This is a genomic window from Leuconostoc gasicomitatum LMG 18811, from assembly GCF_000196855.1.
Lineage (GTDB): Bacteria > Bacillota > Bacilli > Lactobacillales > Lactobacillaceae > Leuconostoc > Leuconostoc gasicomitatum.
On record NC_014319.1, the window covers coordinates 358,474 to 378,878 of the forward strand.

The 20,405-nt window shown below is 37.1% G+C and carries 27 protein-coding genes, 1 tRNA gene, 1 other RNA gene and 1 other annotated feature; all 29 genes read left to right on the top strand.

Going from position 1 to position 20,405, the window contains the following annotated elements; genetic code table 11:
* Positions 1-8: 8 nt before the first annotated feature.
* The 29 genes from LEGAS_RS01735 (at position 9) to LEGAS_RS01865 (ending at position 20,404) form a co-directional block, all read left to right on the top strand.
* Positions 9-554: a GNAT family N-acetyltransferase gene (locus LEGAS_RS01735; protein WP_013231225.1), complete on the top strand. Its 546-nt coding sequence runs from the start codon at positions 9-11 to the stop codon at positions 552-554.
* Positions 555-660: 106 nt separating this feature from the next.
* A complete protein-coding gene (locus tag LEGAS_RS01740) occupies positions 661-2,205 on the top strand; it encodes a YhgE/Pip domain-containing protein (RefSeq protein WP_010388023.1) in 1,545 nt (514 codons plus the stop codon).
* A 98-nt stretch (positions 2,206-2,303) separates the two neighbouring features.
* Entirely contained in the window at positions 2,304-2,894 is a 591-nt protein-coding gene (locus LEGAS_RS01745; RefSeq protein WP_010388025.1) for a TetR/AcrR family transcriptional regulator, read from the top strand.
* 54 nt (positions 2,895-2,948) lie between these two features.
* Positions 2,949-3,098 (top strand): 50S ribosomal protein L33, encoded by a 150-nt coding sequence (gene rpmG / locus LEGAS_RS09845; protein WP_010016448.1) that lies wholly within the window; start codon positions 2,949-2,951, stop codon positions 3,096-3,098.
* Positions 3,099-3,109: 11 nt separating this feature from the next.
* Positions 3,110-3,283: a preprotein translocase subunit SecE gene (gene secE, locus LEGAS_RS01750; RefSeq protein ID WP_013231226.1), complete on the top strand. Its 174-nt coding sequence runs from the start codon at positions 3,110-3,112 to the stop codon at positions 3,281-3,283.
* Positions 3,284-3,435: 152 nt separating this feature from the next.
* On the top strand, positions 3,436-4,065 hold the full coding sequence (nusG, locus tag LEGAS_RS01755) for a transcription termination/antitermination protein NusG (RefSeq protein ID WP_010388031.1): 630 nt from the start codon (positions 3,436-3,438) through the stop codon (positions 4,063-4,065).
* 127 nt (positions 4,066-4,192) lie between these two features.
* Positions 4,193-4,657 carry a 50S ribosomal protein L11 gene (rplK, locus tag LEGAS_RS01760; RefSeq protein WP_010388033.1) on the top strand — a complete coding sequence of 155 codons (465 nt, stop codon included), beginning with the start codon at positions 4,193-4,195 and terminating at the stop codon, positions 4,655-4,657.
* Positions 4,657-5,349 (top strand): 50S ribosomal protein L1, encoded by a 693-nt coding sequence (rplA, locus tag LEGAS_RS01765; RefSeq protein ID WP_010388036.1) that lies wholly within the window; start codon positions 4,657-4,659, stop codon positions 5,347-5,349. The genes rplK and rplA overlap by 1 nt, the downstream gene beginning before the upstream one ends.
* 39 nt (positions 5,350-5,388) lie before the next feature.
* Positions 5,389-5,505: a sequence feature (ribosomal protein L10 leader region), on the top strand.
* A 27-nt stretch (positions 5,506-5,532) separates the two neighbouring features.
* On the top strand, positions 5,533-6,093 hold the full coding sequence (gene rplJ, locus LEGAS_RS01770; RefSeq protein ID WP_010388037.1) for a 50S ribosomal protein L10: 561 nt from the start codon (positions 5,533-5,535) through the stop codon (positions 6,091-6,093).
* Positions 6,094-6,131: 38 nt separating this feature from the next.
* Positions 6,132-6,497: a 50S ribosomal protein L7/L12 gene (rplL, locus tag LEGAS_RS01775; protein ID WP_010388040.1), complete on the top strand. Its 366-nt coding sequence runs from the start codon at positions 6,132-6,134 to the stop codon at positions 6,495-6,497.
* A 131-nt stretch (positions 6,498-6,628) separates the two neighbouring features.
* A complete protein-coding gene (locus LEGAS_RS01780) occupies positions 6,629-7,270 on the top strand; it encodes a class I SAM-dependent methyltransferase (RefSeq protein ID WP_013231227.1) in 642 nt (213 codons plus the stop codon).
* Positions 7,248-7,745, top strand: coding sequence for a nucleoside deaminase (locus LEGAS_RS01785; protein ID WP_010390029.1), 498 nt, complete (start codon positions 7,248-7,250; stop codon positions 7,743-7,745). The genes LEGAS_RS01780 and LEGAS_RS01785 overlap by 23 nt, the downstream gene beginning before the upstream one ends.
* Before the next feature lie 73 nt (positions 7,746-7,818).
* Complete coding sequence (locus LEGAS_RS01790; RefSeq protein ID WP_010390027.1) at positions 7,819-8,337, top strand: HD domain-containing protein; 519 nt, start codon at positions 7,819-7,821, stop codon at positions 8,335-8,337.
* Between the two features lie 19 nt (positions 8,338-8,356).
* An RNA gene (ffs, locus tag LEGAS_RS09850) (signal recognition particle sRNA small type) lies at positions 8,357-8,454 on the top strand.
* A gap of 104 nt (positions 8,455-8,558) precedes the next feature.
* On the top strand, positions 8,559-10,316 hold the full coding sequence (dnaX, locus tag LEGAS_RS01795; RefSeq protein ID WP_013231228.1) for a DNA polymerase III subunit gamma/tau: 1,758 nt from the start codon (positions 8,559-8,561) through the stop codon (positions 10,314-10,316).
* Positions 10,317-10,355: 39 nt separating this feature from the next.
* Positions 10,356-10,961 (top strand): recombination mediator RecR, encoded by a 606-nt coding sequence (gene recR / locus LEGAS_RS01800; protein ID WP_010390024.1) that lies wholly within the window; start codon positions 10,356-10,358, stop codon positions 10,959-10,961.
* Positions 10,958-11,224, top strand: coding sequence for a YaaL family protein (locus LEGAS_RS01805; protein WP_010016434.1), 267 nt, complete (start codon positions 10,958-10,960; stop codon positions 11,222-11,224). The genes recR and LEGAS_RS01805 overlap by 4 nt, the downstream gene beginning before the upstream one ends.
* A 75-nt stretch (positions 11,225-11,299) precedes the next feature.
* Positions 11,300-11,944, top strand: coding sequence for a dTMP kinase (gene tmk, locus LEGAS_RS01810; RefSeq protein WP_013231229.1), 645 nt, complete (start codon positions 11,300-11,302; stop codon positions 11,942-11,944).
* Positions 11,945-11,949: 5 nt separating this feature from the next.
* Positions 11,950-12,279: a cyclic-di-AMP receptor gene (locus tag LEGAS_RS01815; RefSeq protein WP_010387342.1), complete on the top strand. Its 330-nt coding sequence runs from the start codon at positions 11,950-11,952 to the stop codon at positions 12,277-12,279.
* Entirely contained in the window at positions 12,279-13,199 is a 921-nt protein-coding gene (locus LEGAS_RS01820; RefSeq protein WP_010387341.1) for a DNA polymerase III subunit delta, read from the top strand. The genes LEGAS_RS01815 and LEGAS_RS01820 overlap by 1 nt, the downstream gene beginning before the upstream one ends.
* 1 nt (position 13,200) lies before the next feature.
* Positions 13,201-14,076, top strand: coding sequence for a 16S rRNA (cytidine(1402)-2'-O)-methyltransferase (gene rsmI / locus LEGAS_RS01825; protein WP_013231230.1), 876 nt, complete (start codon positions 13,201-13,203; stop codon positions 14,074-14,076).
* 45 nt (positions 14,077-14,121) lie between these two features.
* Positions 14,122-14,859, top strand: a complete 738-nt coding sequence (locus tag LEGAS_RS01830) for an acyl-[acyl-carrier-protein] thioesterase (protein WP_013231231.1) — start codon at positions 14,122-14,124, stop codon at positions 14,857-14,859.
* 40 nt (positions 14,860-14,899) lie between these two features.
* On the top strand, positions 14,900-15,892 hold the full coding sequence (galE, locus tag LEGAS_RS01835) for a UDP-glucose 4-epimerase GalE (protein WP_010387340.1): 993 nt from the start codon (positions 14,900-14,902) through the stop codon (positions 15,890-15,892).
* Between the two features lie 160 nt (positions 15,893-16,052).
* Positions 16,053-16,125 (top strand) — tRNA-Lys (locus tag LEGAS_RS01840).
* A 113-nt stretch (positions 16,126-16,238) separates the two neighbouring features.
* A complete protein-coding gene (locus tag LEGAS_RS01845) occupies positions 16,239-17,012 on the top strand; it encodes a M15 family metallopeptidase (protein ID WP_010387339.1) in 774 nt (257 codons plus the stop codon).
* Positions 17,013-17,081: 69 nt separating this feature from the next.
* A complete protein-coding gene (locus tag LEGAS_RS01850; RefSeq protein WP_013231232.1) occupies positions 17,082-17,726 on the top strand; it encodes a deoxynucleoside kinase in 645 nt (214 codons plus the stop codon).
* Positions 17,727-17,813: 87 nt separating this feature from the next.
* Positions 17,814-18,581 (top strand): pyrroline-5-carboxylate reductase, encoded by a 768-nt coding sequence (proC, locus tag LEGAS_RS01855; protein WP_010387338.1) that lies wholly within the window; start codon positions 17,814-17,816, stop codon positions 18,579-18,581.
* A gap of 87 nt (positions 18,582-18,668) precedes the next feature.
* Positions 18,669-19,406 (top strand): GH25 family lysozyme, encoded by a 738-nt coding sequence (locus LEGAS_RS01860; protein WP_041771812.1) that lies wholly within the window; start codon positions 18,669-18,671, stop codon positions 19,404-19,406.
* Positions 19,403-20,404, top strand: coding sequence for a Gfo/Idh/MocA family protein (locus LEGAS_RS01865; RefSeq protein ID WP_010387330.1), 1,002 nt, complete (start codon positions 19,403-19,405; stop codon positions 20,402-20,404). The genes LEGAS_RS01860 and LEGAS_RS01865 overlap by 4 nt, the downstream gene beginning before the upstream one ends.
* The last annotated feature ends 1 nt before the right edge of the window (position 20,405 follow it).

Below are 20,405 nucleotides of genomic sequence, written 5' to 3' on the forward strand. Positions count from 1 at the left end.
GTAGAATAATGAAAACTATTGATGATTATAATGAAATATTAACAGATAGGTTATTGTTACGGCGTGTTTTATTAACAGATGCGTCACAAATGTATCAATGGTTGAGTGATGAAAATACCGTTCAGTGGTTATCTGGGACTTTGAACACTAGCATTGAGAATGTTGAAAATCAGGCGATCAAATCTTATTTTTGGCAAGATGTTGTCAACACAAAAAAATATGGCATTGCATTAAAAGAAACAAATGAACTAATTGGGAGTATTGATTTTCGACAAAATATATTAAAAAACAATGCTGAAATTGGCTATGTATTGACACCCTTGCAGAGAGGGAAAGGATTTATGCACGAAGCCGTCAGTAATTTGCTGAAAATTGGATTTACTGAACTTAATTTAGTTGATATTTGGATTAGCCATGACATTGAAAATATCAGTAGTCGTCACATACCTGAGCGTTTAGGATTTGAACAAGCCAAAATTAGTGATACATCAGATCATATTGTTTGGCATATGTCATCTGAACAATATCGTGGAAAATCTCAAATGGATTTTTGATTTGAAAAAATGTTGTAAAAGTCATAAAAATTTATAAAGATACCCCAAAATATAAATTTTATCGTTATGCTAGTAAAGTATATCGTAATTAATAGAAGAGGTTTATATGTTAAGTTGGCAATATTTATTAAAAAATAAGCGACAATTAGCTAAGTGGCTAGTTGCTGCTACGATACCTGTGGTATTTGTCGCAGGTTTCTTAGGCACAATGGGCCATGCAACACAACAAGCTAGTAGATTAAAGGTTGCCGTGGTGAATCTAGATGATGGTGGTCAGTATCATGATAAGCAGCAAAATATTGGGGCAGATTTTTCGCGTCGCCTACGCAACGAAAAAGCATTCGCGGCCGTAAGTTACACAACGGAAAAACAAGCAAAATTGGCCCTACGTGATGGTAAAATTAGTGCCGTTGTGGTTATGCCGTCAGCACTGACAAGCCAGTTATCAGATTTTCAAAAATCTGGTAAAACAATTAATTTGCAGCAAATAATTGCTAGTGGACAAAGTCAGTTTGCTTCGCAATATATACAACGTCAATTAACGCAAGCATTGAATCATGAAAATGCGCTTTTGATGATTGGTAAGGCTAATAGCTCAATGTTAAAAAATCTTGCAAATCAAAGTCAAAATTTATCGCAAGAAGCAAATGACTTACAGACTAATTTGCAAGCAGTTGGGAATGGTATTGACGCCCAAACAGCAAGTGATCTGCAAGAAACAGCACAAGAAGAAACAGCAAAATTAGCAAACTATTCCTCACGACTTAATGATGCAATTAGCGCAGGAGATACTTCTAAGATCAGCGAGATGGCTTCAGCGATTAATGATGTATCGTATACAATGCAAACTTCTATAGTCGGGGGTATTAGTAATATGGCGGCTAATTTAAACAGTACAAAAGCGTTGAGTGATGAATCGGGTATTATTCAATCCAGTGCAAAAAAAATTCAACAAGGGCAGTCTAGCATCGCTGGTAAATTGAAAGATACGCTAGGGGAACAAGAATCAAGTAAAAATGTATCACCTTTATCACAGATGATGGCTTTTGATATGACAGATATTCAACCTATTAAGCAAGATGGCCAATTTATTTTGCCGAATTTATTGGTCATTGGCGTGACACTGTTGTCTATTTTGTTTGGTTTAGTATTACCAATAAAATCAACAAAGCAAGAAATGCTTGCATTGGAACAGTGGTGGCTTAATTTTCAAGTAGGTGGGGCATTGAGCATTGTGACTGTATTGTTGATGACAATTAGTGCGTTATTTTGGCAAATATCAGTAAAACAATTCTTCGCTATTACAGTGGTGACTTTGTTGGCTTCTTGGGCGATGATGAGTATTGTTTGGTACTTAAAACAAGTATTAGGTCAGAGTGGCTGGTGGTTATCAATAGTTCTAATGATACTGCAGGTAATTTTCACAATCACGTCAGTACCTAGTAGCATGTCAACTACTGCATTTAATATCATCCGTAATATGTTTCCGTTGGCTGCCTTAAATCGTGCGATTAGTCAGCTAATATTTGGCGGTAATGTACAACAAAATGTCGTCATAATAGTACTTTGGCTGCTTATTTCTACTATTTTATTAGTGACATACTACCGCATAAAGCAACGTCAAAATCTTGAAGAGATATTAATTGATTGAACCTTTTCTACTATTACTGATTAGAAAAAGTTAGTTTAAATTTACAGCGTGATCAAAGTTATACTATTTTTTGATAAAAAAGGGTGTAAAATAATGATATGATAACAAAGAAAAGTACAAGTGAAGTCACACGTGAACGCATCTTGCTAGCAGCAACGGAATTATTTTTAGCAAAAGGATATGAGCAAACAACGACGCGCGAAATTACTAAAGTACTCAACATCACACAACCAGCACTGTATCATTATTTTGGAGATAAAGAGGCACTGTTTGTTGAAGTTATCAAACGAGTAGGTAAACAAGTATCAGACAGCATGCATTTTATTTTAAGCCAAACATATGAACAGCCTATTGATCAGCTTGCCGCTATGACACAAGTCATTGTTACCCGTCATCCGCGTGATGTTTTCACTTTGATACATGGTAGTTTTAATGTATTATCATTAGAAAATCAACGAGAATTGGGCATTGTTTTTGGCCGTGACTATGTGAGACCAATTGCAAAATTTTTTGATCAAGAAGCATTAAAGCTTCGCCAAAATGTTGACTCTCGAGTAGCCAGTTCGTTTTACATTACGAGTTTGGCACCATTATTCAGTGATTTTCATCGTCTTAATGGTACATTGGATATGACAGAGAGAATACAACAATTGCTTGATCTCATTCTCTATGGTGTCTCAGAACGTTGAGTTTTGTACAGGTAGATGGTATGATGTAGTGAGAATTTAACGGAGACAACACACATGGCTAGTCAAAAAGTATCACTCGCGTGCACAATTTGTGGTTCGCGTAATTACACGGTAGCATTATCAAAAGACCGCACAGAGCGCCTGGCAGTTAAAAAGTTTTGCGCTTTTTGCGGAAAGCATACATTACACCAACAAACAAAGTAAAGGTTATAAACATGTTGAAGTATTTTAGAAACGTTGCAGCAGAGATGAAGCGAGTAACTTGGTTATCACAAGAACAAGCATCAAAAGAAACGGTGACAGTCATCACTGTCTCAGTTGTTTTTGCGTTATTTTTAGGTGGAGTGGATTGGCTTTTACAAAGCGGTTTTAATTTCATTCTAAATTAATAGCGAAATGATCAGAAATATAGTATACTAGTAATATCAGCAAGGACTTCTTTATGAGGTCCTTTTTTATAGCAAAAAAGGAGAAGCCTTAGAAAACGTTGATATGTTACCATATTTAAAAGTAATGATAAACGAAGTGGGCACATGAAATTATGTCAGAAAATAACGAATTACCACAAGAAAACAAAAACGAAGCAATTACTAATAACGATAATATTGAAAAATCGTGGTTTGTTGTGCATACCTATTCCGGATATGAACACAAAGTGAAGGCTAATTTAGAGTCTCGTACACAAACAATGGGTATGTCAGAACAAATTTTCCGAATTTTAGTGCCAGAACAAGAAGTGACAACTATTCAAGATGGTGAAGCAAAAACTTCTGTTGAAAACGATTTTCCGGGCTATGTTTTAGTTGAAATGGCAACACCACATGACTACAATATGACTGATGAAGCTTGGTATGTTGTGCGTAACACGCCTGGTGTCACAGGATTCTTGGGATCTCACGGCGCTGGATCAAAACCTAATTCACTAATGCCTGAAGAAGTTGATCTTTTGATGAAACGTATGGGTATGGTAACGCGTGAAGTAGTTGATTTGGCAGTTGAAGTTGGACAAACAGTTAAAATCATTACTGGTCCTTTTTCTGGTATGGAAGCCACTGTTACAATGGTTGATGTTGAGAAACAAACATTGGAAGCCACAGTTGAAGTGTTTGGACGTGAAACACCAACAGAATTAGACTTTGCTGATGTAGATACTGTTTTAGATGAAGCTTAAATAAGTGTCAATTTAAATAAATACTTGCGAAAAAATACATTATCTTATATAATTAATGGGTATGCCATAGGCATGCGTGGGAGCAGCACTTAAGCTGCGTCTACCACAACACGAGGAGGAAAAAATCGTGGCTAAAAAAGTTACAACAGTAGTTAAACTACAAATTGCCGCTGCTAAAGCAACGCCAGCACCACCAGTTGGTCCTGCGTTGGGACAAGCCGGTATTAATATTGCGCAATTCACAAAAGAATTTAACGCGCGTACTGCAGAACAAGCGGGTTCAATCATTCCGGTTGAAATCTCTGTTTTCGATGACCGTTCATTCGAATTCGTTACGAAGACACCACCTGCTGCTGACCAATTACGTAAAATTGTTGGTAAGGGTTCAGGAGAACCTAACACTAAGAAGGTCGGAAACGTTACTTTGGATCAAATTCGTGCAATTGCTGAAAACAAAATGGCTGATTTAAATGCTAATGATGTGACGGCAGCTATGCGTATGATCGAAGGTACAGCACGTTCAATGGGTGTTACTGTTGAAGGTGTTGACTTGACTGTTGACGGTACAGCAATCAAGGAGGACGCAGAATAATGACTCAAAAACATGGTAAGAAGTATACTGCAGCATTAGCAAAGGTAGAAGCTGAAAAGAACTACAATTTGAATGAAGCAGTAGCACTAGTTAAAGAAATTGATTACGCTAACTATGACGCTTCTGTTGAAGTCGTCTTCAAGTTAAATGTTGACACACGTCAAGCAGATCAACAATTACGTGGTGCTGTTGTTTTGCCAAATGGAACAGGTAAAGACAAGAAAGTTATTGTCTTTGCACAAGGCGACAAAGCTAAAGAAGCAGAAGCTGCTGGAGCCGATGTTGTTGGAGCTGCTGACTTAGTTGCACAAATCCAGGGTGGCTGGATGGATTTTGATACAGCCATTGCTACACCGGATATGATGGCTCAAGTTGGTCGTGTTGCACGTATTTTGGGTCCTAAGGGATTGATGCCTAACCCAAAGACTGGTACAGTTACAATGGATGTTACTAAGGCTGTTTCAGATGCTAAGGGCGGACAAGTAACATATCGTACAGACCGTGACGGAAACGTTGCTGTTCCTGTTGGTCGTGTGTCATTTGATGAAGCTAAATTAGCTGAAAATATCAAAATGATTGCTGATACTGTATTGAAGTCTCGTCCAGCAGCCGTTAAGGGTGCATATGTAGAGCACGTGTCAATTTCATCAACAGTTAGTCCAGCTGTTACTTTGGATGTTAACGCATTGTAAAGTTTGACGATATCAACTTCGTTTGATATACTTATTTAAGTAAATTAAATCATTTTGCCTAAGACTCAGGTGGTACTTGTACCTTAATATCCTGCCGAGGAAGTTTAAAAAACTTTTCCCGTGTGTCTTTTGGTACACGGGATTTCTTTTGCAAAATAATATTATGAAAGGAGAATATATATCATGAGTGAAAAAGCTATTGCAGTAAAAGCACAAAAAGTTGAAGAAATTGCTGATCAATTCAAGAATGCTGCTTCAGCAGTTGTTGTTGATGCTCGTGGATTGACAGTTGCTCAATCTACAGATTTGCGTCATCAATTGCGCCAAGAAGGTGTAGTACTTGAAGTTATCAAGAACAAGATTTTGACACGTGCCGCTGAAAAGGCTGGATTTGCTGAATTGAACGACATTTTTGCCGGTCCTTCAGCCGTCGCTTTCTCAAATGATGATGCTATTGCACCATCACGTATTTTGAAGAAATTTGCTGACGCCAACGAAAAGTTGGAAATCAAAGGTGGTGTTGTCGATGGCAACATTGCTAACTTGGACGACATTAACAAATATGCATCTTTGCCATCACGCGAAGGCTTGTTTGGACAATTGTTGGCCGAATTCCAATTCCCAATCCGTTCGTTTGCATATGTTGTTAAGGCGTTGCAAGAAAAGTTGGAAGAGAAAAATGGTGGCGAAGCCACTACTACCGAAGAAACACCTGTTGCTGAAACAGCAACAGATGCTGAATAATTTAAAAAATAACATACAAAAAATTGGAGGATTTAATCATGGCTTTTGATAAAGACGCGATTATCGCATCATTGAAGGATGCAACAATCTTGGATTTGGCTGATTTGGTTTCAGCAATCGAAGAAGAATTTGACGTTTCAGCAGCAGCACCCGTAGCAGCAGCTGGCGCAGCTGACGGCGGCGCAGCTGAAAAGACAGACTTTGACGTAGAATTAACTTCAGCAGGTACTGCTAAAGTTAAGGTTATCAAGGCAGTTCGTGAAGCAACTGGTCTTGGATTGAAGGAAGCTAAGGACTTAGTTGACAACGCACCTTCAATCGTTAAAGAAGGCCTTGATGAGGCTGCTGCTAACGAATTGAAAGAAACTTTGGAAGCAACTGGCGCATCAGTAGCATTGAAGTAATTTCTTTTTTCGAAATTATGAATGAGGCAGTGTGAGTTAAGATTTTCTGATTTGAAATCATAACTCATTTGCTATATTAAAAGAGGTGCTTCGGTACTTCTTTTTTTGTACATAAACTTAAGGAGCTATTAATGGATACATCTAAAGAAAAAATTGCTGGAGAAATGTATTTTACAGCTAATCCTAATTCAGAACATCATTATCAAGATTTTGATTTTGATTTATTAGGTAATCATCTACGTTTTACAACAGATAGTGGGGTTTTTTCTAAATCAACTGTCGATTTTGGCACTAGGACAATGCTGAATGCATTAAACAAAACAACTATTATTTCAGGAAAAATATTAGATCTTGGAACTGGCTACGGGCCAGTTGGTGTGGCGGTGGCAAAATATTTACAGCAGCCAGTTGATATGACAGATGTTAATGAGCGTGCTCTGGCCTTAGCACGTAAAAATGCAGAGCAAAATGGTGTGATAGGTTTAGTTAATGTTTTTCAATCAGATATCTATGCTAACGTATCTGATAAGTATGCGTTAATCTTGGCGAATCCCCCTATTCGCGCTGGGAAGAGTGTCGTTACGGCAATGTTACAAGAAAGCATTCACTATTTGCTGCCAGGTGGTAAACTAATTGCAGTGTTACAAAAGAAGCAAGGGGCACCTTCAGCACAAAAAAACATGGCCACAGTTTTCGGAAATGTGAAAGTTATTCACAAAGATAAAGGTTATTATATCTTGGAGAGCACATATGATCCAACAACCAACGTTTAGTAGTGAACAAATTGATTATTTTATGCAGGTTGCGTTAAACGAAGCGAAATTTGCTGAAAATGATGGAGAAGTGCCGATTGGAGCAGTTATTGTAAAGGATAATGTCATTATTGCTCGTGCGCACAATCATCGAGAGGCAGAGCAAATGGCAACAGCACATGCAGAGTTACTGGCTATAGAGTCTGCAAATCGTCTATTAAGCTCGTGGCGTTTGGAAGACACAGCTTTGTTTGTGACACTTGAACCTTGTATTATGTGTGCGGGAGCAATCATTAATGCACGTATTCCCTCAGTTTATTATGGCGCAGAAGATAGCAAAGGTGGGGGAACAAGATCTTTATATCAGTTACTAGAAGATGACCGTTTAAACCATCGTGCTGATGTACATACCAATATTCGGGGTGATGAAGGCGGTGCCTTATTACAGCACTTTTTTAAAAAAATTCGGTTACAGCGTAAACTTGGAAAAAAATAAATGCAAATTGTTACACAATTATTTGGTTTAGTATTATAATATAAGCAGACTTATCAAATGAGGAAAATTATACATGCAAAATCCGAATGCTTGGCGGAATGACCAAGAGTATTTAAATATCGTAGATGACTTATTACAACACGATGAAGTACAACAACTAGCACAATATACACAGCATCATTTTTCAAATCGTTTGCGTCATTCTATTTCGGTATCATACCGTTCCTACTTGATTGCCAAAAGAATTGGTGCAGATGAAGTAGCTACTGCACGTGCAGGGCTGTTACATGACATGTTTTATTACGACTGGCGTGTGACAAAGTTTGAAGAAGGGTCACATGCTTATGTGCACCCGCGTATTGCATTAAAAAATGCGCAAAAAATAACTCATATTAATTCAAAAGAAGCAGATATTATTTTGAAACATATGTTTGGTGCAACGATTGCATTACCAAAATATCGTGAAAGTTGGATTGTGTCAATTGTGGATGATTTCGCTGCAGTTAATGAGTACCTCATACCAAAGACATACTTAACATATTTCAAATGGCATACAAAATGGACCAAAAAAATTGCAGAAGTATTTGCGTAAACTTTAAAAATTAGATATAATGATAAGGCAGGCAAGTGTTGGCTCTCGAACTGGGTCAGGACAGGAATGTAGCAGCTCTAAGGTTGTTCAATACTGTGCTTGTGTACATATTTGACCGCATTGCGGTCTTTTTTTGTAAATAACTTGTGGTCTGTAGTGAAACAAATGCAATTACCAAGTTGTTACGACATAGCAATAAACTAGTAATGGAGGTGGTGACATTGGCATATCAGGCATTATATCGGGTCTACCGACCACGAACGTTTGATGATATGGTTGGGCAAGAGGTGATCACACAGACACTGAGAAATGCCATTGAAACACATCAAACAGGTCATGCCTATTTATTTTCTGGTCCGCGTGGCACAGGGAAAACGTCGGCAGCTAAAATATTTGCACGTGAAATAAATGGTATTGATCCTACAACAGATGATTCACAAATACCAGATATTGTTGAATTTGATGCTGCATCAAATAGCCGTGTTGAAGACATGCGTGATATTTTGTCAAATGTTGATTATGCACCAATTGAAGCTGAATTTAAAGTGTACATCATCGATGAAGTGCATATGCTTTCAAATAGTGCCTTCAACGCACTACTTAAAACATTAGAAGAGCCGCCAGCTAATGTAAAATTCATTTTGGCAACAACTGAACCGCAAAAGGTGCCTGTAACTATTTTGTCCCGAACCCAACGATTTGAGTTTAAACGTATTGATAGTTTAATCATCAAAGCGCGTTTAGTAGATGTCTTGAATAAGCAACAGATAGCGTATGAAGATGACGCACTTCGCATTATTGCAAATGTTGCTGAAGGTGGTATGCGTGATGCTTTGTCTATATTAGACCAAGTTATTGCGTTTGGTACGGATAATGTGACGGTTGATAATGCATTACAAGTTACGGGATCAACGACAACAACAGAATTGTTATCGTATGTAGAAGCCGTAAGTGCTGGCGATACACCTAAAAGTTTACGAGTGTTACATGATATTCTTATGGCAGGCAAAGATGCCCAACGGTTTGTTGTCGATGTTCTTGGCCTACTACGAGATATTATGCTTGTTGATGTTGCAGAAGAATTAATTAAGTCAACAATTCAATTTTCAGAGTTACAGTTATTGTCAAAAAAACTGGGGATAACCCGTATTGAAAAAATGATGCTGGCATTAGATGATATTCAAAAACAGTTGATGCAAACGATGCAAAGTGATGTATATTTAGAGCTATTAACAGTGAAATTGAGTATGATTGTCGAACCCAAAGCGACAGCACCAAAAACACCATCGGTAAGTGATGAATCACGTATGTCTTCAGTAGCAATAAATGAGGCTGATATAAAAGATCAAACAATAAATGTCACACCCCTAGTTACTGAAAAATCTCAAAATGTCACACCTATTGTTTCAGAGCAAGAACAAGTAATTAATCCAGCGTCATCCGAGCAAATAAATCAAAATACTGATACTAATACGATAGTTTGGACTGGACAACAAGCAGTGTTTGCTGTATTACAAATGGCAAAACGTGAAGCGCTCAGTCGGGTAAAAAATAATTGGTCAACACTTATTACCCAATTTGATGTTGCACAACAAGCAATGCTTACAATCGCTGAACCTGTTGCTGCAAGTGATGAGGCTATTGTACTAGCATTTGATTATCCAGCATTGCTTGAGCAAGCTTTAAATGATGCTCAAATGCAAAATAGTTTGGAAGCAGCACTACGAGAGCAACATTTACCATTATCAATGGTGTTGATTTCACAAGATGATTGGCATCAAGAACGCGCAGCATATGTCACAAAACTCAAATCGGGTGAGACAAACCGAATTGTTTTAACTGATTTGCCTCGCGTGAGTAGTCAAAAGGCATTAACAAACAAAGAAGAACCAAAAACTGTGGTAAAGGCAACGGAGCCAGCTGTTGTTATGGCAGCAAAAAAAATGTTTGGTAGTGATATTGTAACTGTTATTGATTAATAATAAAAGAAAGGATTGGCTCATGTAGCCTTTTAATCTATGGATTATCCAGAACCTATTGCAAAATTAATAGATAGTTATACAAAATTACCCGGTATTGGTTCTAAAACTGCCACACGCTTGGCTTTTTATACGCTTGGCATGGACGAAAAAGATGTATTAGATTTTTCAAAATCACTTGTTTCTGCCAAAAAAGATCTGACATTTTGTTCGGTATGTGGTAATATAACGGAAAATAGTATTAACCCTTGTGTGATATGTCGAGATGTCACGCGTGATCAAGATACTGTGTTTGTTGTCGAAAATTCTCGTGATGTCATGGCTATGGAAAACACGAGGGACTATCATGGGCTTTATCATGTTTTGAATGGTGTAATTTCACCCAGTGCGGGAACAGGGCCAGAAGATATTAATTTGCCTAGTTTAATTCGACGCTTATCAGAACATCAAGAAATTGATGAGGTTATTGTTGGTACCAATGTTACTGCTGAAGGGGAAGCAACAGCCATGTATCTTGCAAGGTTACTCAAACCTGCAGGGATCAAGGTGACACGTTTAGCACATGGTTTGGCAGTTGGGTCAGATATTGATTATGCAGATCAGTTAACACTGATTAAAGCCGTACAAGGACGAACAGAATTATGATTTTTGGAAAAAAAAAGCGTGACCTACGTCATGAATATGATCAAGCCCTTGTTTTTCAAGTTGATAAGGCGAAAATAGATTGGGACATGGCGAAAAATTCTGAGGAAGCGCTATTAGATGGCCAAGTAAATGTCCGGCTAATACAATCTCAAACAGCATTAAATAAAGCAAAATTTAATTACCTTTATCGTGAGGCAAGACGACGGAAAACGGTTGGACACATGCAAACGCATGTTTTAAAAACTGATCGTAATCAGTTTTGATGATGTGGTGAACATTAAAAGGTCACTATTTTTCTGGATTAACTGTATGAAACTAAGAAACAGGATACCAATATCATGACAAAGCCATTATTTATCACGTTTGAAGGGCCAGAGGGCGCTGGTAAGACCAGTGTTTTAGAAATTTTAATTTCTGAATTAAAGCCTTTACTTGGGGATGAATTAATTACGACACGTGAGCCGGGAGGAAATCCGATATCTGAAGCAATCCGTGCCATTTTACAACCTGCAGAAGATAATGGTATGGATGAACGGACAGAAGCATTGCTTTATACAGCTGCGCGTCGCCAACATCTAGTAGAAATTATCTTACCGGCCTTGAAGTCCGGTAAAGTAGTTATTTCTGATCGTTATATTGACAGTTCCTTAGCTTATCAAGGTGGCGGTCGAGGATTAGGTGTTGACAATATATGGCAAATTAATCAGTTTGCCACAGAAGGTTTAATGCCAGATCTAACAATTTATTTTGATGTACCACCAGAACTTGGATTGGCGCGTGTTAAAGCAAATCGTCAAGGCAAAATCGATCGACTTGACAAAGAAAATTTATCATTTCATCAGACAGTGCGTCAAACATATTTACAACTACAACATGACTTTTCTGATAGAATTAAAATAATTGATGCTGCACAGTCATTAGATCAAGTAGTGGCTGATACGCGTGAATTATTGTTAAAAACGCTTAAAACTCGAAAGGGGTAATTTTTATGAAACTTGTTACAGCTATTGTTCAAGATAAAGATACAACAAAGTTGAGTAATGCATTTGTAAAAGCAAATGTACGTGCTACACGTTTAACGACGTCGGGTGGTTTTTTACGCTCAGGAAATACAACATTTTTAATTGCTATTGAAGATGAACGTGTCCAAGCAGTACTTGATATAATTCAATCTGTTTCACAAAAAAGGAAACAATATATGGTACCGCCAGTGAGTTTAGATGCCGGTGGTGCTCATGTTGGCGCATATCCTGTTGAAGTTGAAGTTGGCGGTGCAACAGTTTATACACAAAGCATTGAATCATTCCATCAGTTCTAATGAAATCAAATTTTGCAACAATAACACAAATGGTCTATCCGACACAAACTTCGCATTTTGTGAGTTTAATAAGCAAAAGTCAGTTAAGCCATTTTTATTTATTTATTGGACCAAGTCAGCCAGAAAAGCTGGCTTTTTCTCAGTATCTAGCATGGCAAATTGTTGGTGCAACAGAGCGCAATCTCGTCAGAGTGATGGAAAATGATCATCCAGATGTTAAAATTGTCAGACCAAGTTTGCCAAAGAGTGGCACAGGCACAAATAGGACTTGGAAGGTTGACCAAATTAGAGCTTTGAAACCTGAATTTGTGACGGTTGCTCAAGAAAGTACACGTAAAGTTTTTGTTTTTGACGCTGTAGAAACGCTTCATGCTGAATCAGGTAATGCCTTATTAAAATTTATTGAGGAACCTACAGGTCCACAATTAATTGTGATGTTAGCAGAAAATATCAATGAAGTGATGACAACGATTCAATCACGCGCTCAAATTGTTCATTTACTACCTGAAACGACAATAGCAGCAGATGATTCAGTTGATGATGAGTGGCGTCAAGCAACACAAACAATTTTATTTAAATGGTTTGAATTAATGATGCAACGTCGTATTGAAGCTTTTGTATACGTACAAACACAGCTTGTTAATCAATTAAAAGATAGTCAACAGCAGCAATTATTTTTTAATTGGTTACATCAATTGTCACGTGATACAGTTGTCTTTGGGCAGATTTCAGACGATAAGTTAGTATTTCCAAGGTTAGTTGGTTTATATAAAACATTGATACAGCACTATACAAAAAAGCAATTGCTAAGAGCAAGTGATGCGGTACTTATTGATGATCGGATACGTCAAAATAATGTGTCGTTACAAACACGTCTTGAAAAAATTGTGCTTGATGTGACGATTGCCTTAGGAGAATAACATGCAACAACAAAAAAGTTTTGAGAAAAAACAAACAGGCACATTATTTTTAGTGCCAACCCCGATAGGTAATTTACAAGATATGACACCGCGCGCTATTGATACATTAAAAAACGTTGATTTAATAGCAGCCGAAGATACACGTCATACACAACATCTACTCAATCATTTTGATATTGGTACAAAACAGACAAGTTTTCATGAACATAATTGGCAAATGAAAATTCCTGGCCTTATTTTGGATCTACAAAGCGGTAAAAATGTGGCTCAAGTGAGCGATGCTGGAATGCCATCTATTTCAGATCCAGGTAAAGAACTCGTTGCCGCCGCAATTGAAAATAATGTTACTGTTGTACCGATTCCAGGTGCAACGGCTGGTATTACGGCCTTAATTGCTAGTGGACTGGTCCCGCAACCCTTTTATTTTTATGGCTTTTTACAACGAAAAAACAATGAACAGTTGGCAGAGTTACAACAATTATCTAGCATAAGAGATACTATTATTTTTTATGAATCACCACATCGTATAAAAAAAACATTAGAAAATATACAAAAAGTTATGGGTGATGACCGACGTGTGGTTCTTGCTCGTGAACTAACTAAACGTTACGAGGAATTTTTGCGGGGCACAACACAAGAATTAGTTGAATGGGCAAAAGACAATGAAATTCGTGGTGAGTTTGTAGTCATGATTGCTGGTTATCAAGGTGTAGTAGAAGAACAAAAAAAATCTGATGACCGCGATTTATCTGTTCATGATGCTGTTGAGACCTTGATCAGTAGGGGATTAAAACCTAACGCAGCAATTAAGCAGATCGCAAAATCACGTGATCTTGATAGACAAGCAGTTTATTCTGATTATCACGGTATTGACTAACAATTTATTGTGAGAAAAACTGTTACATATAAAGGAACTACTATTATGCATACATTTGAAATTAAACGACATGTCGAATATTATGAAGCTGACACGACTGGGAAGTTAACATTACCAATGATTTTAAATTGGGCAGTGTTGGCTTCAAAGAAACAGAGTGACGCATTAGGTGTTGGGCAAAAAATATATTTGGGTCGTGGTTTAGGTTGGATTATTTTGCAGTATGAGGTACATATCACACGTCGTCCAAAAATCAACGAAGAAATTACGATTAAGACATATGCCGCAAAATATAATCCTTTTTTTGTCAGTCGGCCATTTGTTTTTTTTGACACTAATGGCAACGAAATTATCCGTGTTGATTCAATTTGGGCAATGATTGATATTGAAAATAGACGCATGGCACGTTTACCGCAAGACATTATTGATAAGTATCAAGCAGAGCGTGTTAAACAAATACCACGCATTGCAAAACCTGCGCAATTTGGTATTGATGACGTGTTTGAAGAAAATGATTATCATGTACGGTATCTTGATATTGATGCCAATAAGCATGTCAATAACTCAAAATATTTTGAGTGGATGCAAGACGTTATCACACCAGAATTCTTAGCGACTCATGAAGTAACTGATATTAATTTGAAATTTGAGAATGAAGTTCGCTTAGGACATACGATTCAATCGCAAGTGATTTTACAAGAACATACGAGTAAACATCGTATTATGCTGGGTGATGTTGTTAGTGCAGAAGCTGAGTTTCAGTGGCGTGATGTGTCCTTTTAGTGTAAACTGAAGATATAATTCTAAAATAGAGAGGTCTATTATGTCAGTATTAGTATTAGGTGGGGCGGGTTACATTGGCTCACATATGGTAAAAACACTTGTTGAGAGTGGACGTGATGTTGTTGTTGTAGATGCACTTTTTACGGGGCACCGTGATGCAGTCAATCCAGCGGCTAAATTTTATCAAGTTGATATTCGTAACAAAACTGCGCTATCAGACGTTTTTGATAAAGAAAATATTGAACAAGTTGTGCATTTTGCAGCTTTTTCAATTGTGCCTGAATCAGTCGCAAATCCATTGAAATACTTCGATAATAATACAAGTGGTATGATCACATTACTTGAAGTGATGAAAGATCATGATGTGAAGCAAATTGTCTTTTCATCGACTGCTGCCACATATGGTAATCCAGTAAATATTCCAATTAAAGAAACTGATCCACAAAATCCTATTAATCCTTATGGTGAATCAAAGCTCATGATGGAAAAAATCATGGCTTGGTCAGACAAATCTGATGGCGTAAAATGGGTTGCTTTGCGCTACTTTAACGTTGCCGGAGCTGCTGAAGATGGCTCAATTGGTGAAGATCACACACCTGAAACACATCTTGTACCAATTATTTTACAGGCTGGTTTAGGACAGCGTGAGTATATTGAAATGTTTGGTGATGATTACAAGACGCCAGACGGGTTCAATGTCCGAGATTATGTACATGTGCTTGATTTAGCTGATGCGCATATACGTGCTTTGAAATATTTAGCTGATGGGCACGAGTCAAATCAATTCAATTTGGGTTCTGCAACTGGCTTTTCTGTTAAAGAAATGGTTGAGGCAGCACGTGAAGCGACAGGCGTTGATATACCATCAAAAATTGGGCCACGTCGAGCTGGCGATCCAGATATTTTGATTGCTAATTCTGATAAGGCACGTGATGTTTTAGGTTGGGCACCAAAGTATGATAATGTACAAGATATTATTAAAACAGCTTGGCATTGGCATCAAAATCATCCAACTGGTTATGATGATAAATAAATTTTCAAAAAGTGGTCCTACAACTTGTAGGATCATTTTTTGCTCAAAATTATTAAAAGAAATGATGTGATTAATAGATGGGGAATAGGCAAAATGTCAAAACTGGTTGCGTAAGCACTAAATTTATGATATACTAATTTTTGTTGTGAAAGTGACAAATGGACAGCTAGCTCAGTTGGTAGAGCAACGGACTCTTAATCCGTGGGTCCAGGGTTCGAGCCCCTGGCTGTCCACTAAATAAATGCCAATACAGAGATGTATTGGTATTTTTGTATTATAATCAAAATAAGCGTTGTTCACTTTGTGTACCAAGTCGTAATGATTAATAAATGGGGGAATTTGTTGTATGAAAGTACATTCGAAAAAATTTGGTGGTTTAATATTGGGATTAGTTATCATTATTTTTGTGATAATTTCTGTAATCTGTTACGTTAATCATAGTAACGGATTGATTAAAAAACAGCAAGAGATGCAAAAATCACCTGTCAAAAGCTTACGATACACATTACCAAAGCATACGAAAGTGTCAGATTGGCAATTAATTTTGGTCAATAAACAGCATCCACGTACATCTGAAATCCAGTTTAATAAAGTGACAGTTGATGGCAAACAAATGGATCAGAGAATTGAAAAACCTTTAAACGATTTTCGTGCCGGTGCTAAGATAGCAGGATACGATACAACTCTTGTATCAGCATATCGGTCGATTGCTGATCAATCTGAAGTTTATCAAAATTCTCTGAGACAAAATGAAGCAAACGGAATGGATGAAAAAGCTGCAACAAAGTTGACGCAAAGTGTTATTCAAACACCTGGTTCATCTGAACATCAAACAGGTTTGGCAGTTGATGTAGCGGGGAACGATGCCTTAGCAAAATATCCTGCATTAATGGCACAAATGGATGAATTTAAATCACAAAGATGGTTAATTAAACATGCGTCTGATTATGGTTTTGTTTTACGATATTTAAATGATTCTAAATCAATTTCACAAACCGGCATCGATTATGAATCATGGCATTTTCGTTATGTTGGTATTGCCAACGCACGATACATGGTACAACATCATCTTACTTTAGAAGCCTATAGAAATATGCTTAGAAAGGCAGCTCAAAATTAGCTCTGAAAAGCATGTTAATTTTTGATATACTAGGTATGTATTAAATTGACTGAAATTAGGAGAATTGGCATGATTGTATTATCAGGCACTATTGGTGCCGGCAAAACAAGTTTAACGGAGATGTTAGCGAACCATTTAGATTCAAAGGCATTTTACGAAAGCGTTGATGACAATCCAATTCTGCCGTTATTCTATGAAAACCCAAAAAAATATGGTTTTTTATTGCAAATTTATTTTTTGAATAAACGTCTAGCACAGATAAAAGTGGCACAAACTACTGGAAAAAATAATATTGTAGATCGTTCGATCTATGAAGACGCACTCTTGTTCCAATTAACAGCAGATCTGAATCGTGCAACTCAAACTGAAGTAGATATTTATAAATCACTTGTTGACAATATGATGGCTGATATCACTGGTGTTGATGATATTAAAAATCCGGATTTACTGATTCATGTGCGGGTTAGTTTTGAAACTATGCTTGAACGCATTGAAAAGCGCGGACGTTCATTTGAACAAATTGCTGCAAATCCCGATTTATATGAATATTACAAAGAATTAAATAAACGCTATGACGCTTGGTTTGAATCATATGATCGATCACCAAAAGTGCAAATAGATGGTGATCGCTTTGATTTTGTCATGAACGATGAGGCGCGTTACAAAGTCCTAGATATGATTGATACAAAATTATCAGAAGTTGACACAAAATAAAAAGCGATGGGTTATTTAAGACTCATCGCTTTTTATAAAATATCATAAAAATAACCACGAATTCAGAATAAAATTTGGAGGATAGAAATGATTAAATATGGTTTTATTGGTACAGGAAATATGGCCCAAGCAATGATTAAGGGTTTACTAGGTAAAGGTGTTTCAGCAAACAATATTGCAGTAAGTTCACCACGTTCTGCTGCTAAACTAACTGAAAAATGGGGCGTAATATCCTTATCTGCGCAAAAGCTTATTGATGAAAGTTCTCTAATTGTGCTGGCATTTCTACCAAACCAATTAGAAAATGTTACAGCTAAATTAGATTTCCAGGATAAACTTGTTGTATCTGTTTTGGCAGGAATAACACTTGAACAACTAATATCTGCGACACATACCACACAAATAGTTCGAACATTGCCTAATGTCAACGTGGCCATTAATCAAGGTGTGACAGCTTTTTCTAAAACTGAGTTAACAACAACTAACAGCACAACATTTAAGATTTTTTCAGATTACCTGGGTAGTAGCGTTGTCCTAGCAGAATCGCAATTTGCTATATTTTCTGCCGTTGCCGGTTCGGGACCAGCGTACGTATTTAAATATATTGATGCATTAGCACAAGCAGGCATTGCTAATGGATTGGAAGCTAAATTAGCAACTGATATTGCCACACAAACAGTACTTGGATCTGCTAAAACATTAGCATTATCAACACAAACGGCCAAAGAGTTACAAAATGCGGTTACCTCACCGGGAGGTTCAACACGTGCGGGGTTAGACGATTTTGACACACACAATTTTGATGATGTGATAGCACATGCAATTAAAGCGACGGTAGAACATAAACATTTATAAAAAGGGAGATGATACCCTCATGCTTCGGAATGTTAATTTAGTATATTTAATGAGCGGTTTACTGATAAATTTTGTATAATGGATATTATGACGAATAACGCTGGAAAAACAAAACAAATTAGAACAAAAAAAACGCTAACATCAATGACTTGGGTCTTGATCGTTGGTGGATTGATTGCAACTCTGGCAGTGTGGCTATTTGCCAAGCCAATTGTATTAACGACAAACACGATACCGACTGGTTTTTCAGTGCAGGGGGTGGCAATTAACCAAGCATCAGGTTACGTGGATTATAGTAATTTAGCATCAAATGGCGTTGATTACGTTTATTTACGTGCCACTACAGGAACATCTTTTGTGGATGATAGTTATCAATCAAGTTATAATCGTGCACGGTCTGCACAATTAAAAGTTGGTAGTATTCAAGTTTACGATGCAAGTGTTGATGCGCTAACACAAGCACAATATTTTATTGATAATGTTGGTAATCGTGTTGGACAGCTACCTATTGCATTTTATGTGACAGATAATCAAATTGACACACAAGCTAGCATTGATAGATTAGCCAAATTAATACAAATTTTAAACACACACTATAACAAATCAACTGTAATTTATACAACACCGAGTGTGAAGAGTAAGTTATCATCGACTATTTCTGAAGCTAAATATTGGTTGATCGACACAGATACAACTAATAAATCGCATGTAAACCAGTTCATTCAATACAGTGAGGACCATACGATTGGTAGTGGATTGAAAGCAATCAAAATGCCAACAAGCGTGTTTAACGGTACAGAAAAAGAATTTGAGGGTATAAAATGATTAAATTTGGTGTTATTGGCACAAATTGGATTACCAAAATGTTCATTGCAGCAGCAATTGAAACTGGCGAGTATGAATTGTCAAAAATTTATTCTCGAACACAAGAACGTGGGGAATCCTTTTTAAGGACACTTACAGTTGACGATGTAGATATTGTCACGACATTAAGTGACTTATATACAGGAATTGATTTGGTCTATATTGCTTCACCAAACTCACTTCATTTTGAACAATCAAAAGTGGCAATTGAAGCAGGTGTGCATGTGATCGTTGAAAAACCAACAACGAGCAATCCAGCAGAGTTTTCAGAGATAGAAAAGTTATTGACATTGTATCCAGAAGTGCGTTATTTTGAAGCAGCGCGTCATGTTCATCAGCCTAATTTTAAAGTGATTCAGCAGACAATGGGTGAACTAACGCAATTACAGGGTGCGACTTTAGTTTATCAAAAATATTCATCACGTTATGATGCCTACTTAGCTGGTGAGGAACCAAATGTCTTATCGCGTAATTTTAGCGCAGGTGCTTTGTATGACTTAGGTGTTTATCCCATTTATGCAGCTATTGCTTTATTTGGTGCACCACGTGCAGTGCAATATTTACCAATCTTATTAACTAATGGTGCAGATGGCAAAGGCACAGCCAGTTTGTTTTATGATGACTTCAATGTGACGCTATTATTCGGCAAGACTGCGAATTCTTATCTATCAAGTGAGATATATGGTTTAAAAGAAACAATTGCAATATCAAATATTGCTGAACTTGATACAATAACATACCATGATGGTGACGGCCATGCTGACAATATTGGACAAAAAACAGATGATAATCCCATGATACATGAAGCACAAGATTTTGCAGATATTATTAATGATCCTGTTGAAAATCACACCAAATATAATCAGTGGTTTCAACTTGCCAAACAAGTGAACCAAACATTGTTTGACTTACGTTCGTCTGCTGACATCGAATTTCTAGCAGACAAGAAAGAATACTAAT